Source organism: Olivibacter sp. SA151 (assembly GCF_054130995.1).
The window spans coordinates 5982242-5999903 of the sequence record NZ_CP096391.1 but is presented as its reverse complement, the minus strand read 5'-3'; the positions used below and the strand labels follow the sequence as shown (position 1 = coordinate 5999903).

The following is a 17662-nucleotide window of genomic DNA, read 5'->3' as shown; positions in this document are numbered from 1 at the left end:
GCGTATGGAATCTGATAGAGAAATATTAAAAGAGCTCGTTGTCTATAAAATGCCTTATGGAAAATATAAGGATTGGCCTATAAGCCGTTTGCCCGAGCACTACCTTGTTTGGCTCAGAAATCAGGGCTTTCCTAAGGGAAAATTGGGTGTTCTACTTGCTACAATGTATGAAATCAAATTAAATGGCTTAGAGCATTTACTTTCTCCGCTCGAAAATAAGCGCTTCAACAAATGAGCTATCGAATTGTTATCCCTTAAAGATTAAGGCTTATGATTCAGTTAAAAATTATCTTAGGAAGTACAAGAAATGGCAGAAAAGGGCATGCTGTTGCCTATTGGGTATATGAAACAGCAAAGAAATATACAACGTTTGATACGGAATTGATAGACCTAAAGAAAGTCAATCTGCCTTTTATGGATGAGCCGGTACATCCTCGAATGCAGCAATACACCCATCAACATACCAAAGATTGGAGCTCAAAGATCGGCGCTGCTGATGCTTTTATATTTGTCACACCGGAATACAATTATGGTATGCCCGCCCCTTTAAAGAATGCACTGGATTTCCTCTTTAATGAGTGGGCCTATAAACCGGTCGCCATGGTAGGGTATGGAGGTATAGCCGGAGGGACACGAGCGATTCAGCAGCTTAAGCAAGTTACCAATGCACTACAAATGTTCCCTTTCGATGGATTGCTACTCGCAAATTTTTCCAAACAGCTTAATGAGGAGGAATCGTTTGCTGCCACTGAAGCGAACGAAAAAGCAGCGGAAGCGATGCTCGTTAAACTTGAAAAGTTACATTATGCCCTGAAGGAGTTGCGATGATGAGCTTACTCTTCATCTAAGGCTTGATGAAGAAACAGCTTGAAGTCATACATAGCTTCCGCAAAATTCAATAAACGAGTAATGGATCGCCCATCATCCTCGGAGAGATCGGCATCACTTAAGGTGCTGCTGGCGGTGAAGCTCTTTAGTTTAAGAAATTCAATATCCGGGTGGTCAGCATCATAGCCTGCCGGAACTTTTTTGAGTTTATCTTCGTTATTTAAAATACAGAACTTAGTGAACTTGGGGGCGTTGATGATCTGTCTAAACTGGGTGCCGTTGTAATCAATTTCCTGTCTGATTGCCGCCAAATGTTCTTTCTCCGGACGCCAATAGCCACCGGCAATAAATGAATTTCCCGGTTGTATATGGAGGTAGTACTCCGGGCCATTCAGCTTTCTTCCGGCAACAGATATACCGGCACCGAACCAATTTTTATAGGGAGTCTTATCTTTGCTAAAGCGTGTATCCCGATATATCCTAAAAAGGCATTTTGAAACGGGAATATCCTCGCTAATATAACGGTCTATTTTCGATAGCGCGTGGATGAATTCGGCAACAAAATCTTTAACATTTTGATGTGCTAAATCATAGTCAGATTTGTGCTCCTGAAACCACTCTCTATTATTATTTTGTTGTAAGCTCGTTAGAAACGTGAATGTGGATGGGAAAATATGCATTATAAAAATAACTTTTGCTACGGGGTAAAGCCCCGTAGCAAAGATAATTAATTACCAAAACAATAAGTATAGTGCGGCAACAACGCCTGTTATTAACAAAGAACCTATCGCAAATCCCGGATGGACGCGGAACATTTTTGTGTCCACTTCCAAACCTTTTGGCTTAACACCACGGTTATTTTCGATGATGCTTATTATAAGCATCGCCGCTATACAGATAATGAAAACAAAGCCCATACGGTCAAGGAATGGTATTTCATAAATACCTTCTGCATTTTTGACGGCAAAACCGGATGAAGCCAAGAAAGATAGATCCATGACGTTCGGCAAAAATTTAAAAATGACAGAAAGAATGAATCCGCCGACAGTTGCAAACATTGCAGCAGAGGATGTTGCTTTTTTCCAGAAAAAACCTAAGATGAACATCGCGAAAATTCCAGGAGACACGAAACCGGTATATTCTTGAATATACTGAAAGCCACCCTTTTTATCTATCCCTAAGTATGGTGAAATGACGATGGCTAATAGCATGGAAACGATAATGGTTGTTTTTCCCACATTAACCAGATTTTTTTCAGAAGCCTCTTTGTTGAAAATCTTTTTGTAAACATCCAATGAAAAGATGGTAGCAATACTGTTGGCTTTTCCGGCTAAAGAAGCAACTACTGCTGCTGTCAAGGCGGCAAAAGACAATCCTTTTAAACCGGTTGGTAAAAGATTCAGCAGTACAGGATAAGCGTGATCAGGATTTACACTTCCATCCTGAAGCATTTCTTCCTGAAAATAACCTTCTTTATAAAGTATATAAGCCGCAATTCCAGGCAGTACTACAATAACCGGCATTAACAGCTTTAGTCCTGCCGCAAATAGCAAACCTCCCCTAGCGGTTTTGAGGTCCGCACCCAAGGCCCGTTGGGTAATGTATTGATTACAGCCCCAATAATTCAGGTTTACGATCCAAAGACCGCCTATGAGCACCGAAAGTCCAGGTAAATCGAGGTAGTTTTCATTGTCTTTGCCGAATATCATTTCAAAGTGGTCGGGAGCTTTATCATACATAAGTCCCAAACCGTTTAATGCCCCATGCACGCCAAAATGATCGGCTACCAAATTGAGTGCGATATAGGTTGTCGCCAGTCCGCCGAGAATCAAAAAGAACACTTGGATTACATCCGTAAACCCAATAACTTTCATACCGCCCAGTGTAATGATAATAGCGAAAATAGCGAGCGCGAAAATGCACACGGTGAAATTGATGCCTGATATACTGGATACGGCCAACGCGCCTAGATACAGAATTGAAGTAAGGTTAACAACAACATAGAGCAGCAACCAGAATATGGCCATGACGATACTTACGGTACTATTGTAGCGCTGATTTAAAAATTGAGGCATGGTGTATATCTTATTTTTAAGATATACCGGGATAAAGAAAATACCGACGATAATCAGTGTGATCGCGGCCATCCATTCATAAGCAGCGATCGCCAGGCCCATTTTGAAGCCCGAACCACTCATTCCGATGAACTGCTCTGCAGAAATATTGGAAGCAATTAGCGAAGCGCCGATTGCCCACCAAGTTAAAGAACCCTCAGCAAGGAAATAGTCTTTGGAATCTGCAGTGAGTGATTTCTTTTTTTGATATACCCAGTAGCCGTATAAAGCTACGATCAAAAAATAGAATAAAAAAACGAAGTAGTCAGTAGTGTGTAAGGTTTTCATTGGGCTTGTTTTATGGTGTTTTTATTTTTGCACATGAAATCGATAAATTGTTTGTGATCGGAATGGCTGCTTTGCCTTTAGTAAGGGTGATGGGAATTGTGCTTGGTTCGGTGCATCAGGAAAGTGTTGTGTCTCGAAGCAGAACGCGTGTTGCTTGGCATAGTGGTTTCCTGATTTCCCTTTGTCCTTTCCTGTGAGCGCATTTCCCGTATAAAATTGTATCCCGGGTTCGGTAGTAAGCACTTCGAGCATAATCCCACTCTTTTCAGAAAAGGCAGAAGCTGCGACTTTTTTACCGTCTTTGTTTGCTTCGTTTAGAACGAAGGTATGGTCATATCCCCCACCTCCCTTTTGGATTTGTTCATCCTCGCTTGATATGCCCAAGGATATACGCTTCGGTTTACGGAAATCAAAAGCTGAATCGCTTACCGGTCGGAGCTCTCCCAAAGGGATTTGAACCTCGTTAATGGGAAGGAACGTTTCGGCTGCGATTTCAACAACATGATCAACGATGGATCCCGAACCTTCGCCATCCAGATTGAAATAGGCGTGATTTGTAAGGTTAATAATAGTGTCTTTATCGCTATTTGCTCGATAATTTATTTGGAGCTCGTTTTCATCTGTCAATAGATAATCTACGGACACGGTTAGTGTTCCTGGAAAACCTTCTTCACCGTCAGGAGAAGTATAATAGAAGGTCACCTGATTGGGATTGTTAATTCTTCGATCCCATATTTTTGTGTGAAAACCATTTTTCCCACCATGTAGCGCATTAGGGCCGTTATTTGGTTCAATTTTATAGGGTATTCCGCCAAGTTCAAATGTACCGTTGCTTATCCGGTTGGCGTATCGCCCAATAGTAGCCCCATGATATAATTCATCCGCATGGAGATAATCCAAGATGTTGTTAAAGCCCAAAACAACATCTACCGAACTTCCGGTCTTATCGGGAACAATCATACTTACTATTCGCGCGCCATAGTTTGTAAGCGCCACCTGCATTCCTCTGTTATTTTTTAGTATGATCAGCGCGCTACTCTTATCGTCTCCTTTTGTTTTGAAATCTTTAAGTAGTGGAAGCTTATACCTGGCCATACGATGCTTGTGTTAAATCAACGATACTCGTTCCGGAATTTATTTCAGCAATATAATACGGAATCTCTATTCCTGTTTGTTCTTTATAAGCAGCAGCAACTTGTTGAGCCACTTCCTCCGCTTTATCAGCTTTCACAAGATTAATCGTGCAACCGCCAAAGCCCCCACCCATCATACGGGCTCCTAGCACATACTGATTGCCCTTTACTAACTGCACCAATAAATCAAGTTCCTTGCAACTCACTTCATACTGTTTCTCCAAGCCTTCATGCGTTTCAAACATACGTTGCCCGAAAGCTTTAAAATCGTCTTTTTTCAAATCCTCACAAGCTAGCTGTAAACGTGCAATCTCTGCGACCACGTAGCTACACCTTCGATATACAATTTCGTCAACGGGTTTTACATATTTGAGAAGCATTTCTTCCGTAGCGTGCCGCAAACTGGTAACTGAGGGGTGATGCCGACTGATCAACCGAACGCCCTCTTCGCATTGTTCGCGGCGTTCGTTGTAGGCAGAGGAAGCTAACGAGTGTTTAACCTGCGTATCGAGCAGCAATATTTTTATGTCGCTTGTCTTAAAAGGAATATACTCGTATGAGTAATCTGCACAATCTAATTTCACCAGGTGCTGTTCTTTTCCGAATACACTCGCAAACTGATCCATTAAGCCGCAATTTACACCGACAAACTGATTTTCAGCAGCTTGAGACAGAAGTGCGATATCCAGCTTACTTATGTGGAGCTCAAAAAGCGTGCTTAGAGCAAAAGCGGTAGCGCATTCCAAGGCAGCGGATGACGATAAGCCTGCTCCTTGCGGAATATCTCCGGAGAAAGCAATATCGAATCCTTCATTAATGGCGTAATTATTTAATTGCAATTGTTCAATGACGCCGAGAATATAATCCGGCCAAAGTTTGTCAGTCTTTTTTATAGCATCAACGGTGGTTTCAAAAGAATCGGATAGATCTATGGCATAAAGACGAACTTTATCCGTGTTATTTTTAGCAATAGCTAAGTATACATTTTTATTAATTGCCGCCGGAAGAACGAGCCCTTCGTTATAATCGGTATGCTCTCCAATGAGGTTTACTCGGCCCGGTGAGCGGACGATTAATGGATTCTGACTAAATTTTTCGATAAATAGTTTCTTTAGGTTAGCCGCTTTAATCATGCTTTTGTTTATAAGGAATTAATTTGTAAATGTATTGGATGAAATATTAAAAAGCAAATGTATTGTGTTAAAAATACACTATTTGATAACCGCGAAAACAGAAAGGCCAAACGAAATACCTGAAATAATCGAAGATATAGCTTCTGATAACATGCATTTTTGTCGGTATTTTAATTTTTTATCGTTGATTGTCAGTCATTTATAATTCAGTATGTCTTTAACAAGCTACTATGTATTGCATAATACCTACCAAAACATATATCTTTGTTATATGATAGTAGAAAATACGCAAACCCAAATGAGGAAAGGAATACTGGAATACTGTATTCTGTCAATTATTTCCCGAGGGGAAATATACGCCTCGGATATCATCAATGAGCTCAAGGCGGCTCGCTTATTGGTGGTAGAGGGTACACTATATCCTCTGTTAACCAGATTGAAGAATAACGAGCTGTTAAGCTATATCTGGAAAGAGTCCAGCTCGGGTCCGCCAAGAAAGTATTATCAAATAACCGAAGCCGGCCAAGAAGTGCTTAAAGCTTTAGATGAAACTTGGAACGAGCTTGTGTTTGCAGTAAAAACATCCACTGCACCTAGAAATACAGAAGAAAACAGCGATGTGAACCTTTAATAAATGATTAACCATGAATAAAACAATAATAATAAATATAAACGGCATCGTTTTTCACATTGAAGAAGATGCTTACGATGCTTTGCGGTCATACATGATCGATGTGAAAAAGCATTTTGCTTATACGGAAGACAGCAAGGAAATTGTAGGAGATATTGAAAACAGAATTGCGGAGATGTTCAACGAACGGATTGTTCCGGGAAAGAAAGAAGTTATTACGATGCAGGATGTGGAAGAAGTTTGTGCACAGATGGGAAAAGTGAGCGACTTTGAAAGTGATAATGCCGGTGATTCTTATGATTATTCGCGGCAATCGTATTATGGGTCAGGCTACTCAGGAACACGCAAATTATTTAGAGATCCCGATGATAAAGTATTTGGGGGCGTATGTTCCGGGTTGGGGCATTACCTCGATATCGAAACATTATGGGTTCGGCTTGTAATGGTACTCTTGTTTGTTTTTGCCGGAACGGGCTTCCTTTTATACATTATACTTTGGATTGTTGTACCCATTGCAAAAACCCGGGCCGACCGTATGGCGATGCGTGGGGAAGCACCGAATTTGCAAAACTTCAAAAAGAATTTTGAAGAGGAAATGGAGGGCCTCCGCGGAAATTTTACTATGGCCGGGGAAAGAATCAAACCCGGCCTAAATAAGGCGGCAGACTCGTTGGAGGGTGCTGCGAATTTTATTGCAAAAGCATTCATTGTATTCTTAAAAGTTATCGGCGCTCTTATCATTTTCGGGTTAAGCGCAGGAATTGTTGCGTTGCTTGTTTGCCTAATTCTGGCAATACCAGATTGGACCGGAGATGGCTTCGGGGGCTTATATGACCCGGATTTCCCCTTGTATCTTGTTCCTGAATCTTATAAGGGTATTGTCATTGTGGCCGCTTTCTTCAGTTTGGCGATCCCTCTGTTGGCACTTATTATACTAGCCATCCGTATTGTATTTAATAGGCGAATAGCGGGTAGTTATGTAGGATTCGGGCTCCTGGTACTATGGCTCGTAGCTGCCGGTACGCTCACCTATTATACGATTCAAACAGCACAAGATTTCAGAGAGGATGCTTCCATTGTTCAGGAGCGCTTACTAGCCCCTTTCCCTGCATATTATGTGGATGTAAACGATGTCAACGTCATTAAAAAGGTTGATTCCAGCGGGAATCGACTGGACTCTTTGGGTACTATTATAAAATCCAATCGAAAAAGAGGTAAATTCCGAAATATGAATTCGGTCGATATTAAAATAATAAAGGGAGAGACGAACAGTCCGGCAAAACTCGTTCAAGAGTTTCACGCCCGAGGGAAAAACTTTGATCTAGCAGCGAAGCGAGCAGAACGAATCATTTATAATGTGAATCAGCAGGAACAGCATATCGTATTTGATAATAACTCCACCTTGCCACAAGGTGAACTAATGCGCGACCAGCGAGTAAGTATTAAAATGCTGTTACCTGTGGGCGCAAAATTATTTTTAAGTAATGAAGCCGATAACCACATTAGAAATTTGCCGGTTTGGCAATGTAGAGAAAATTTTCCCGAGGAAAATAGAGCATCTTATACAGAATGGATTATGACGGAAGAAGGGTTGAAATGCATAGCAGAGATGAAAAAGGAAGAAGAACATCAAGCAGATTCAGTCCATATTGAAAATTAATCAGATAGCCAACTTAAGTGAAAAAGCCTCATAAGGCGAGTCATTATTCTCAATATTATAATATGTAAATTAGTCGCAAAAATCATTTTTTATGGAGATTGCAACACTTTATAGGCTTTTTCAAGAATGTCAAAAAATATCAACGGATACGAGAAATATTCTTCCCGGGTCCATTTTCTTTGCATTGAGAGGGGCTACATTTAACGGTAATCAATTTGCTGAAAAAGCGCTGGAATTAGGTGCAAGATTAGCGATCGTTGATGAGCCGGTACCCATTGTTGACGAACGCATCGAAGTGGTTTCGAATGTTCTGGAAACACTGCAAAATTTAGCGAGGTATCACCGGGATCAACTGCAGATACCTGTTATAGGGGTCACCGGTACTAACGGAAAGACGACTACTAAAGAGCTTCTACAATCGGTGTTGTCGCAGAAGTTTAACGTTTATGCTACAAAAGGTAATTTGAATAATCATATAGGTGTACCGTTGAGTGTGCTGGCTATTGATTCAGCTATTGAGCTTGCCATTATAGAGATGGGTGCTAACCATATTGGCGAAATCGCTTTTTTATGTGGGATAGCGAGACCGGAGCTCGGACTGATTACAAATGTTGGGAAGGCGCATTTAGAAGGTTTTGGAAGTTTTGAGGGGGTGAAACAGGCTAAAGGCGAGTTATATGAGTGGCTGGAAGAACATAAAGGGGTTCTGTTTTTACAAGGAGATAATAATCATTTGTTATCAATGGCCAACAATAAAACCTTCAAGCAAATCATAACCTATGGTTTAGACAAATCGAACAATATTAGTGGCGAATTGCTTTCCGTTAATCCCGTTTTAAATTTAGGTTGGAGTAGTATTAAGGCATATGGTTACGATCGTCAGGTGGTACCTACGCATTTAACGGGCTCCTATAACCTGGAAAATGTATTAGCTGCCGTAGCGGTAGGTTTATATTTTGGATTGAACCCCGAGGAAATTAACCGAGGCATTACAGCGTACAGCCCTACAAATAATCGTTCTCAGATCACGCAGACTGAAAAGAATACCGTTATTTGCGATTACTATAATGCCAATGCAAGTAGTATGTGGGCGGCTCTGGATAATTTGGAAAGTATTCATGCGGAGAAAAAGGTATCGATTTTGGGTGATATGTTTGAGTTGGGAGAAGAAGCACCGACAGAACATCGTCGTTTGATCGAACGTATACGTGGCATGAAGCTTTATCGAAAAATTTTTGTGGGTAGAAACTTTTTCGGACAAAGGCAAGAAGAACATGATATAGAATATTACGAATCGCTCGATGCGGCTAAGCAGGCTTTACAGGAGAAACCACTTGAAAATACGACGGTTCTTCTAAAGGCATCTAGAGGAATGGCTTTTGAAGGCTTGCTTCAATATCTATAATTTAAAAGGGAGTTATGAGGAAGGTTAATCATTTTTTTTGGTTTTGTAGTGGGGCGCACATACCTACCTTATTGAAAACTCCCTCAGAGCACAACAAATATGCAGGTATTGGAGCAACGATTTTTTTTACCGGTTTGTTTGCCGCTATCGCCGGTAGTTATGCGCTGTATTTTGTTTTTAGCGGAAGCACTTATGCCTTACTCGCTTCCATTTCCTTTGGTCTCATTTGGGGAACGGCTATTTTTAATATGGACCGCTACATCGTTTCAACAATTAATAAAATGTCGACACCCTTTAAACAGTTTCTCCAAGCAGCACCTCGTTTAGTCTTGGCGATATTGATTGGGATTGTGATTTCCAGGCCTTTGGAGCTAAAAATATTTGATAAGGAAATAAGAGAACAGCTTAAGATAAATTATCTAAATGGACAAAAACAACGGATCGATCAATTAAATGGCTCCTTTGATCGTAAATACAATAGCGATATTGCTAAATTAGAAGGACTAAAATCGGAACTTGATTCCCTTTCGAAAACAATTAAGCACGATCGTCAAAGTTTAAATTTTGAAATATTTGGAAGTAAAACAGCTGAGACTTCGGGTATGATGGGCTATGGCCCTTACGCCAAAAGAAAGGAGGAGGCGTTAAAGGAAAGAGAGAGACGAGAAGAGGATTTACGTTCACAGATAAGCGTTCAGGAGCGCTTTATAAAAGAAAGGAGGCAGATCGATGGCCTGCTTGACGAAAAGCTAATGACATCCAAGGAGTTGGATAGCATCGTGAAACTAGCTGGTTTTGCTGATAGGAATGAAGCCCTCGGACAGTTAAAATACAGTGATGCAGGGAAGACGAATGCGAGTAATTACTGGGCGATAACATTCATTGGGTTATTATTCATTTTTTTTGAATGCTTGCCCGTATTGGTTAAGCTGATGAGTGGCAAAGGTCCCTACGACGCTTTGATTAACGATGAGGAATTTTTGGTTATTTATCGGTCAGAGCAAGACAGAACTACTGAAGTAACCGTTCTTGATCAAGTTCAACCTGCCAAAGTAAGTGCGGGGATAAAGAAAATAAGAAGTGAGCTTGAAGGTATTACAGGATAATGCTCATTATTTAATGTTTTCATGCATTAAATAATGAGCGTTTATTATCTTATTTGATTTCAGTGACTTTAATCATATTCGTTCTTCCTTTTTCGCTGATCGGAATAGAGGCGGTGTTGACTACGAGGTCGCCTGAAGAGATCAGCCCGGCTTCTTTAAGCTGAGAATTTACATCTGCTATAGAAGAATCGGTACTTTCTTCCCCATCATAGTAAAATCCTTTTACACCCCAAAGTAAGCTAAGTGTATTAAGAAGCGATTTGTTTCCGGTAAAAATATGGATGTCTGAATCCGGTCTGTGGCTGGAGATTTCAAAGGCCGTGTAGCCGGATGAGGTCATTGCTACAATCGCTTTTGCTTTTACCTGTTGAGCGAGGTAAACCGACGATGCACAAATTGAATCCGGAATGGAGGTAGATGGATTATGCCCGGGCTTGCGTGGTGAAAAATAAGGATAAGCCGTGCCCTCTACGTTTTTGATAATCTTTGTCATCGTTTCGATTACAATTTCAGGAAACTCACCTACAGATGTCTCTCCGCTAAGCATAACGGCGTCAGCTCCATCCAAAACAGAGTTAGCAACATCATTAACCTCTGCTCGGGTAGGTCTAGGCGTAGTGATCATGCTTTCCAACATTTGCGTGGCAATAATCACTGGTTTAGAAGCATCGCGGCATTTCTGAACAATCATTTTCTGCAATAGAGGGACTTGTTCCATCGGGATTTCGACACCTAAGTCCCCTCTTGCAACCATAACCCCGTCCGTAGCGGCAATGATACTGTCGATATTTTCGATCGCTTCCGGCTTTTCAATTTTTGCAATGACCCGCGCTGTTTTGCCCCTCTCCGCAATTATTTTTTTGCATTGTAGAATGTCTTCGGCGGTACGAACGAAAGACATACCGATCCATTCAACATCATAGTTCAATACGAAATGAAGGTTATCTAAGTCTTCTTCCGTTAAACTGGGGATAGAAACTTTTGTATTAGGAAGGTTAACACCCTTTCTGGACGTCAGTACACCGCCGTGTACCACCTCACAGGTAACCGAGTCGACACTATTGGTCTTTAACACCCGAAGCTGAATTTTTCCGTCATCTAACAAGATGATTTCTCCTTCAGTAACGTCTTTTGGAAATTCTTGATAGGTAATATAGATCTCTTCTTCATTTCCTATCATTTCTTTAGTAGTAATGCGAAGCTGTTTTCCATTTAATAAAATGGCTCCGCCTTCTTTCATTTTTCCTATACGTATTTTAGGGCCCTGTAGGTCGGCCAAGATTCCGATATTCAAATTGTTTTCGGCGTTAATCTCCTTTATCGTATTAATAACCTTGAGGTGATCTTCTTGGCTACCATGCGAAAAGTTTAAACGACAGACATCTACACCTTTTTCAATTAAGCTGCTTAATATTTCTTTTGGCGATGAAGCGGGGCCTAAAGTGGCCACAATTTTAGTTCTCTTATGAACTTTTTTCATTTTATTGCTAGTTTTTAATGGCGTTGAACATACTATAAGCCCTTGGTTTACCGGAAATATAGTTGTTCTTTATGGTTGTTAATTCTATTATTCTGTTAATTACCTTTTCTCCCCTCGGGAAAAAGTCGTTGTTTTTATTCACAATAGTGTAAAAGTTACACGGGCAAAGGTAAGAAAATCATTCTCAAGCTAAAATACTAAATTTTCTCTCGATTTCAATTTATGTGGATCTATTTCGGATGCTACAACTACCTCTTTTAAATTATTTATCTGATCGATCTGCCACTCCAGCAGCTCATCATCGATGGCATTTTTTATCAATAAGAAAAAATCCGTGACTTTCATCTCCGGAATGAGTACCCCCCCCTCGAGACCTTTATTATTTAAAAGGTAGTAGGAAATTTCATTATTGCTGTCTTCATAGTAGTATCTTCCGAAATAAAAGGAATGTTGATTGTCTTGCCAAATTTCATGATCGTCTATTTTGTGTAGGTCCAATCCTGTAACTTTATTAATATAATAGCATAGCCGATAATCCTTTAAAGGGCAAGTTATGGCCACCAAATTGAAGTCGATATCCAATTCGTATTTTAATGTCAGCTTATTCAATGTTTCTAAAACTTTGGTGCAAACTTAGATAAATTGCTATTCTATTGCAATTGACATACTTAACACAAAACAAAAAATCATTTGTTATTAAGGACACTTGGCACAACAAGTGTTTAAGGGAAGTAATTTTCTGCCTTAAGTTGAACAAATTGCCTATGGTAAAATGTCTTTGAGAATAAAGTAATTAGGCCTAAAACTTAAAAAGGTTTGATTTTTGCTGAATTTTATTTTTCTTTGCACTGATTTATTAAACATTAAACCATAAAAATCATGTCTGATATCGCTTCAAGAGTTAAAGCAATTATCGTTGAGAAATTAGGTGTTGACGAAAATGAAGTTACACCAGAGGCTTCATTCACCAATGATTTAGGTGCTGATTCATTAGACACCGTAGAGTTGATCATGGAGTTTGAAAAGGAATTCAACGTAGCTATCCCTGACGACCAAGCTGAAACCATCAGCACTGTTGGACAAGCTGTAGCTTACTTAGAGAAAAACGTTAACTAACTAAAAATTAGGCCAATCGAATAAATGGAGCTTAAAAGAGTAGTAGTAACAGGATTAGGTGCGCTTACTCCTATTGGTAATACTGTTTCTGAATATTGGAATGGTTTGATCAACGGGGTAAGCGGAGCTGCTCCTATTACGCATTTTGATGCAGAGAAATTCAAGACAAGATTTGCGTGTGAAGTAAAAGGCTTCGATCCTACTCAATTTATGGATCGGAAGGAGGCTCGTAAGTTAGATCCATTTGTTCATTATGCCCTTGCCTCTACAGAAGAGGCTGTACGGGATGCCGGGTTAGAGTTTGACAAGTTAAATACAAATCGTATCGGTGTAATTTGGGGATCGGGAATTGGCGGATTGAAAACCTTTTTAGACGAAGTAAGTAACTTTGCTAAAGGCGACGGGACACCTAGATACAACCCCTTTTTTATACCCAAAATGATATTGGATATATGTCCTGGGCATATATCCATGAAGTATGGACTGCATGGGTTGAACTTTTCAACCGTTTCAGCTTGTGCTTCATCGACACACGCACTGATAGATTCCCTCAATTATATCCGGACAGGATATGCCGACGTTATTATTAGTGGCGGGTCAGAGGCCATTATCAACGAAGCGGGTATAGGAGGCTTTAACGCAATGCATGCACTTTCAACACGTAACGATGACCCTGCTACCGCGTCGCGACCTTTCGATAATGATCGGGATGGTTTTGTGGCCGGCGAGGGATCGGGAACGATTATCCTTGAAAGTTTGGAACATGCAAAAGCACGTGGAGCAAAGATTTACGCGGAGTTGATCGGTGGAGGCATGAGTGCGGATGCGCACCATATTACTGCGTCCCACCCGGAAGGTCTCGGTGCGCGGCTAGCGATGACCAATGCCATAAAAGATGCCCGTATTTCTAATGAACATATCGACTATATTAACGTGCACGGTACTTCAACGCCGGTAGGAGATATAAGTGAATCGAAGGCCATTCTTGATCATTTTGGAGCTCATGCCTATGAGCTTAACATTAGCTCAACCAAATCTATGACAGGTCACCTGTTAGGTGCGGCTGGGGCGGTAGAATCAATCGCTTCCATTTTGGCCATCCGAAATGGTATCATACCTCCAACGATTAATCATTTCACCGATGATCCCAACTTAGATAGCAGACTTAACTTTACGTTTAATAAACCGCAAAGTCGAACAGTCAACTATGCTTTAAGTAATACATTTGGTTTTGGTGGGCATAACGCCTCCGTTATATTCAAGAAGTACGAAGAATAATGTGTTTCTGCCTTGAGAAACGTATCTTTTCGAAAGCTTCGCTGAATCATATCTATGGAATTCTGAAAATTTTCCAAATGAATAATGTCTATTTTTAGCATTTATAAGCTCTACCTCTCGTCCAAACGAAAATACGTTCGGGCACTAAAAAATTTACTCGGATTTATACCGGGAAATTTATACCTTTACCAAATGGCCTTTCGTCATAAATCGGTTGCGGTACAGGTAAAGAAAGGAACAAAAAATAGCAATGAGCGGCTGGAGTTTTTAGGTGATGCTATTCTAGGCGCAGTTGTCGCCGAGCTTTTGTTTAAAATGTACCCTTATAAAGATGAGGGCTTTTTAACGGAGATGCGTTCAAAGATTGTTAGTAGAGTTCATCTTAACCAATTAGCCAGAAAGCTGGGTTTCGATGAACTCATACAATACGATTCGAAAATGGTAGGATATCCCGGGAAATCGAGCTCTTTATTGGGCGATGCCTTTGAGGCTCTCATTGGAGCAGTCTATCTTGACAAGGGATACATGTTTACCCGTAATTTTCTTCTCAGCCGCATTATAAAGCCTCACGTAGACATTCACCTGTTAGAGCAAACCGAAACAAATTTTAAGAGCCGATTAATTGAATGGTGTCAGTCCACGGGGAACGAAGTGTTGTTTGAAGTAGCGAATAATGCAGAAGGAGAGAGCGCTAAATTATTTACGGTAGAAGCTATTATTTCCGGGGAAGTCAGGGGAACGGGGCGCGACTATAATAAGAAAAATGCCGAAAAGTTGGCTGCGGAAAAAGCCTGCGAAGCCTTAGGCATCATTTAGCGGCGTAAAGGTTAGGTCGTTGCCTACTAGTATCCATATTTATCTTTCCATAGTTTCCGTAGATGCTCCCTTAGCTTTTGTTCTGAAGGGTTTTTTCCCGGATCATACAATTGTTGGCCTCTTATTTCTTTAGGCATAAATTCTTGTTCAACAAAATTTCCATCGTATGCGTGTGCATACTTGTACTCCTTTCCATAATTTAAATTCTTCATCAGTTTAGTAGGTGCGTTTCTTAAATGTAAAGGAACCGATAAATCGCCCGTTTGTTTAACAAGCGCCTGTGCTTTGTTAATCGCTTCATAAGCAGCGTTGCTTTTGACTGATGAGGCCATGTAGGTTACCGTTTGCGAAAGAATGATTCTTGATTCAGGCCATCCGATTACATTTACAGCCTGAAAACAGTTATTTGCAAGCAACAGGGCATTTGGGTTTGCGTTGCCGATATCTTCGGAGGCCAGAATAAGCAATCGTCTAGCAATAAAGGATGGGTCTTCCCCTCCTTCAATCATCCGTGCCAGCCAGTATACTGCGGCGTTCGGATCACTTCCTCGGATCGATTTGATAAAGGCGGAAATAATGTCGTAATGCTGCTCACCGGCTTTGTCGTAGAGCGCCATGTTCTGTTGAACCTGTTTGAGCACGAATTCGTTATTAATATGATGGTTGCCTTCAGGAAGAGCATTGCTAACCAGTTCCAATACGTTAAGTAGCTTCCGGGCATCTCCCCCTGAAATTCGGAGAAGAGCCTCATGTTCATCAATAATGATTTTTTTTTCTTTTAGGACCGGATCATTAGCGAGGGCTTTTTGTAAAAGTGTTACAAGGTCACTTTCGTCTAATGGTTTCAACGTATATACCTGACAACGGGATAGTAATGCTGATATAACTTCAAAAGATGGGTTTTCTGTTGTTGCTCCAATTAAGGTAACCAGTCCCCGTTCAACAGCACTTAACAGAGAGTCCTGTTGGGATTTTGAAAAACGATGAATTTCATCGATAAATAAAATGGGTTGATCCTGAAACATGGCCTTACTTAAGTTCGCTTGTTCAATGACTTCCCTAACATCTTTAACCCCGGCATTTATTGCACTGAGGTTAAAAAACGGGCGATTTAAACGCTTCGAAATGATATAAGCTAAGGTCGTCTTTCCAACCCCGGGAGGTCCCCATAAAATCATAGATGGAAGATTGTTACTTTCAATGGATCTTCTTAAAACAGCATCCGGGCCCAATAGATGATATTGACCAACATAATCATTTATATTTTCAGGGCGCATGCGCTCAGCCAAAGGAGGAGTTGTTGCCATCTTTTTTAGCAAACCTACTATTATTTTTATCTAAAAGCAATACCAACATTGCGACAAAGAAGTCGAAAAAATAGGTTATGTCTTGGATATCATAAAATTGCAAATCAAATCAATTTTATATAAGTTTGTATAATAGGAAATAAATAAAAACGGCGTACGTGCAAAAGATACTTAAATATACATTGGTTTCTTGCCTATTAATGGGTTTCTCACCGGGGGTAAAAGGCAAGTTATCCAAAAGAAGAAGTGATAGGGGGATTGTGCCAGACACAGTATCCGTAAAAGATTTCTCAGGAATTGGCCCTGTTTTATATGAACTTCCACCCGAGAAGACCAAGGAGCAATTGCTGAAAGAAGAGTTTGACAAAAAGCGCATGGCTGCGGTCTTCGTTACAAAAGGGTTGGAAGAAAGAGGCCTCAGCGCTGTTTTGCAGCAGACCGGGCAGTATTATCCTTTACCCACGCATACAAGTATAAATAGAGCCGATCTACAGAATTCTCTCCAACGTTCTTTACAGTCCTATTTGCAAATCGGAAATATGGAAATGGTATCAGATCTGCAAAACCGGCTGGCGCTCTTATATGTAGAAGACAGGGGCTATGAACAAGCTATTGGTAGCTTTGAACGAGCCTTTGCTATAAAGGGAGAGATTAACGACTTCCATGCACAAGCTATTATTGCAAATAATTTAGGGGCCTTATATGAGTTTCTGGACAATACCGATAAAGCCCTGCTCTATTATGAGCTAATGAGTAAAGCTGCATTAAAGGCAAACAGTACACATAACATGGCGATAGCCTTAGAGCATTTAGCACTTTTGAAGGCTAGAAAAGGACAATTTAAAGAAGCACAGCATGATATCATTAAACGAGTTTTGCCTTTGTACAAAAAAGAGAAAAACACCAGCGGTCGTGTGAGTGCTTATAATAGTTTGGCTGCCATTTATTTGTTGGAAAAAAAATATACCGAATCCAGGTGGTTCCACCTTCAGGCTGTAAAAGTTGCTTCGTTGGCAAGTAATGGTCAGCGTGATTTGTCGTATAGCTTATACCATCTTGGTAAAGTAAAGAAATTACTGAAGGAGTATGATCTAGCCATCACCGATTATACTTCTGCAGCCGCATATGCTTTACAGGCAGGTGATGAGATGTTGAGCTTACGTATATATGATGATCTAGGGGATGTGTATTTGCAGACAAAAAATTATACAAAAGCCTCTGAATATTTAACAGCTTATCACCATATCAAAAATCGGTTATTTCCCACTAGCGATGTAAAGGCCACGGTATCAAAAACAAAAGAAGATACCATGACAGTAATGCAGAATACTTCCATGTAACAAGCCCTCCGACAAAGTATAGCATCG

Annotated in this window: 17 protein-coding genes; 10 read left to right on the top strand and 7 right to left on the bottom strand. The window is 40.5% G+C overall.

The genetic code is table 11. The annotated features are described in order from the left end of the window. Window positions 1–4 precede the first annotated feature (4 nt). Both M1D52_RS24565 and M1D52_RS24560 read left to right on the top strand, forming a co-directional pair. A complete protein-coding gene (locus tag M1D52_RS24565) occupies window positions 5–235 on the top strand; it encodes a DUF3820 family protein (protein ID WP_013664635.1) in 231 nt (76 codons plus the stop codon). A 35-nt stretch (window positions 236–270) separates the two neighbouring features. Beyond that, entirely contained in the window at window positions 271–828 is a 558-nt protein-coding gene (locus tag M1D52_RS24560) for an NADPH-dependent FMN reductase (RefSeq protein WP_437394148.1), read from the top strand. Window positions 829–833: 5 nt separating this feature from the next. Here M1D52_RS24560 and M1D52_RS24555 read toward each other — a convergent pair whose 3' ends face one another. From M1D52_RS24555 to galK, 4 genes are read right to left on the bottom strand one after another with little or no spacing between them, the layout of a single operon-like run. Continuing rightward, a complete protein-coding gene (locus M1D52_RS24555) occupies window positions 834–1508 on the bottom strand; it encodes a DUF2461 domain-containing protein (RefSeq protein WP_013664637.1) in 675 nt (224 codons plus the stop codon). A 51-nt stretch (window positions 1509–1559) separates the two neighbouring features. After that, entirely contained in the window at window positions 1560–3230 is a 1671-nt protein-coding gene (locus M1D52_RS24550) for a sodium/sugar symporter (RefSeq protein ID WP_437394149.1), read from the bottom strand. A gap of 21 nt (window positions 3231–3251) precedes the next feature. After that, window positions 3252–4325 (bottom strand): aldose epimerase family protein, encoded by a 1074-nt coding sequence (locus tag M1D52_RS24545; protein WP_130854600.1) that lies wholly within the window; start codon window positions 4323–4325, stop codon window positions 3252–3254. Then, entirely contained in the window at window positions 4312–5496 is a 1185-nt protein-coding gene (gene galK / locus M1D52_RS24540; protein WP_013664640.1) for a galactokinase, read from the bottom strand. The genes M1D52_RS24545 and galK overlap by 14 nt, the downstream gene beginning before the upstream one ends. Window positions 5497–5767: 271 nt before the next feature. Here galK and M1D52_RS24535 point away from each other — a divergent pair, with 271 nt between their 5' ends. The 4 genes from M1D52_RS24535 (at window position 5768) to M1D52_RS24520 (ending at window position 10298) form a co-directional block, all read left to right on the top strand. Next, window positions 5768–6127 carry a PadR family transcriptional regulator gene (locus M1D52_RS24535; protein WP_013664641.1) on the top strand — a complete coding sequence of 120 codons (360 nt, stop codon included), beginning with the start codon at window positions 5768–5770 and terminating at the stop codon, window positions 6125–6127. A 13-nt stretch (window positions 6128–6140) separates the two neighbouring features. Beyond that, window positions 6141–7787, top strand: a complete 1647-nt coding sequence (locus tag M1D52_RS24530) for a PspC domain-containing protein (protein ID WP_289554220.1) — start codon at window positions 6141–6143, stop codon at window positions 7785–7787. A gap of 91 nt (window positions 7788–7878) precedes the next feature. Further along, a complete protein-coding gene (locus M1D52_RS24525) occupies window positions 7879–9192 on the top strand; it encodes a UDP-N-acetylmuramoyl-tripeptide--D-alanyl-D-alanine ligase (protein ID WP_377613154.1) in 1314 nt (437 codons plus the stop codon). A gap of 14 nt (window positions 9193–9206) precedes the next feature. Beyond that, window positions 9207–10298: a DUF4407 domain-containing protein gene (locus M1D52_RS24520; RefSeq protein ID WP_437394150.1), complete on the top strand. Its 1092-nt coding sequence runs from the start codon at window positions 9207–9209 to the stop codon at window positions 10296–10298. 49 nt (window positions 10299–10347) lie between these two features. Here M1D52_RS24520 and pyk read toward each other — a convergent pair whose 3' ends face one another. Further along, window positions 10348–11778, bottom strand: coding sequence for a pyruvate kinase (gene pyk, locus M1D52_RS24515; RefSeq protein ID WP_013664645.1), 1431 nt, complete (start codon window positions 11776–11778; stop codon window positions 10348–10350). A gap of 189 nt (window positions 11779–11967) precedes the next feature. Next, the gene (locus tag M1D52_RS24510; protein WP_041387154.1) at window positions 11968–12387 is read right to left on the bottom strand and encodes an IPExxxVDY family protein; all 420 of its coding nucleotides are present in this window, start codon (window positions 12385–12387) and stop codon (window positions 11968–11970) included. Between the two features lie 270 nt (window positions 12388–12657). Between M1D52_RS24510 and M1D52_RS24505 the strand changes: the two genes are divergently transcribed. From M1D52_RS24505 to rnc, 3 genes are all read left to right on the top strand, one after another. Continuing rightward, window positions 12658–12894, top strand: a complete 237-nt coding sequence (locus tag M1D52_RS24505) for an acyl carrier protein (protein ID WP_013664647.1) — start codon at window positions 12658–12660, stop codon at window positions 12892–12894. Window positions 12895–12918: 24 nt separating this feature from the next. Beyond that, the gene (gene fabF / locus M1D52_RS24500; protein ID WP_013664648.1) at window positions 12919–14172 is read left to right on the top strand and encodes a beta-ketoacyl-ACP synthase II; all 1254 of its coding nucleotides are present in this window, start codon (window positions 12919–12921) and stop codon (window positions 14170–14172) included. A gap of 84 nt (window positions 14173–14256) precedes the next feature. Then, a complete protein-coding gene (rnc, locus tag M1D52_RS24495; protein WP_013664649.1) occupies window positions 14257–14988 on the top strand; it encodes a ribonuclease III in 732 nt (243 codons plus the stop codon). A 26-nt stretch (window positions 14989–15014) separates the two neighbouring features. Here rnc and M1D52_RS24490 read toward each other — a convergent pair whose 3' ends face one another. After that, entirely contained in the window at window positions 15015–16295 is a 1281-nt protein-coding gene (locus M1D52_RS24490) for a replication-associated recombination protein A (protein ID WP_013664650.1), read from the bottom strand. Window positions 16296–16453: 158 nt separating this feature from the next. Here M1D52_RS24490 and M1D52_RS24485 point away from each other — a divergent pair, with 158 nt between their 5' ends. Then, entirely contained in the window at window positions 16454–17635 is a 1182-nt protein-coding gene (locus M1D52_RS24485; RefSeq protein ID WP_013664651.1) for a tetratricopeptide repeat protein, read from the top strand. Window positions 17636–17662: the final 27 nt, after the last annotated feature.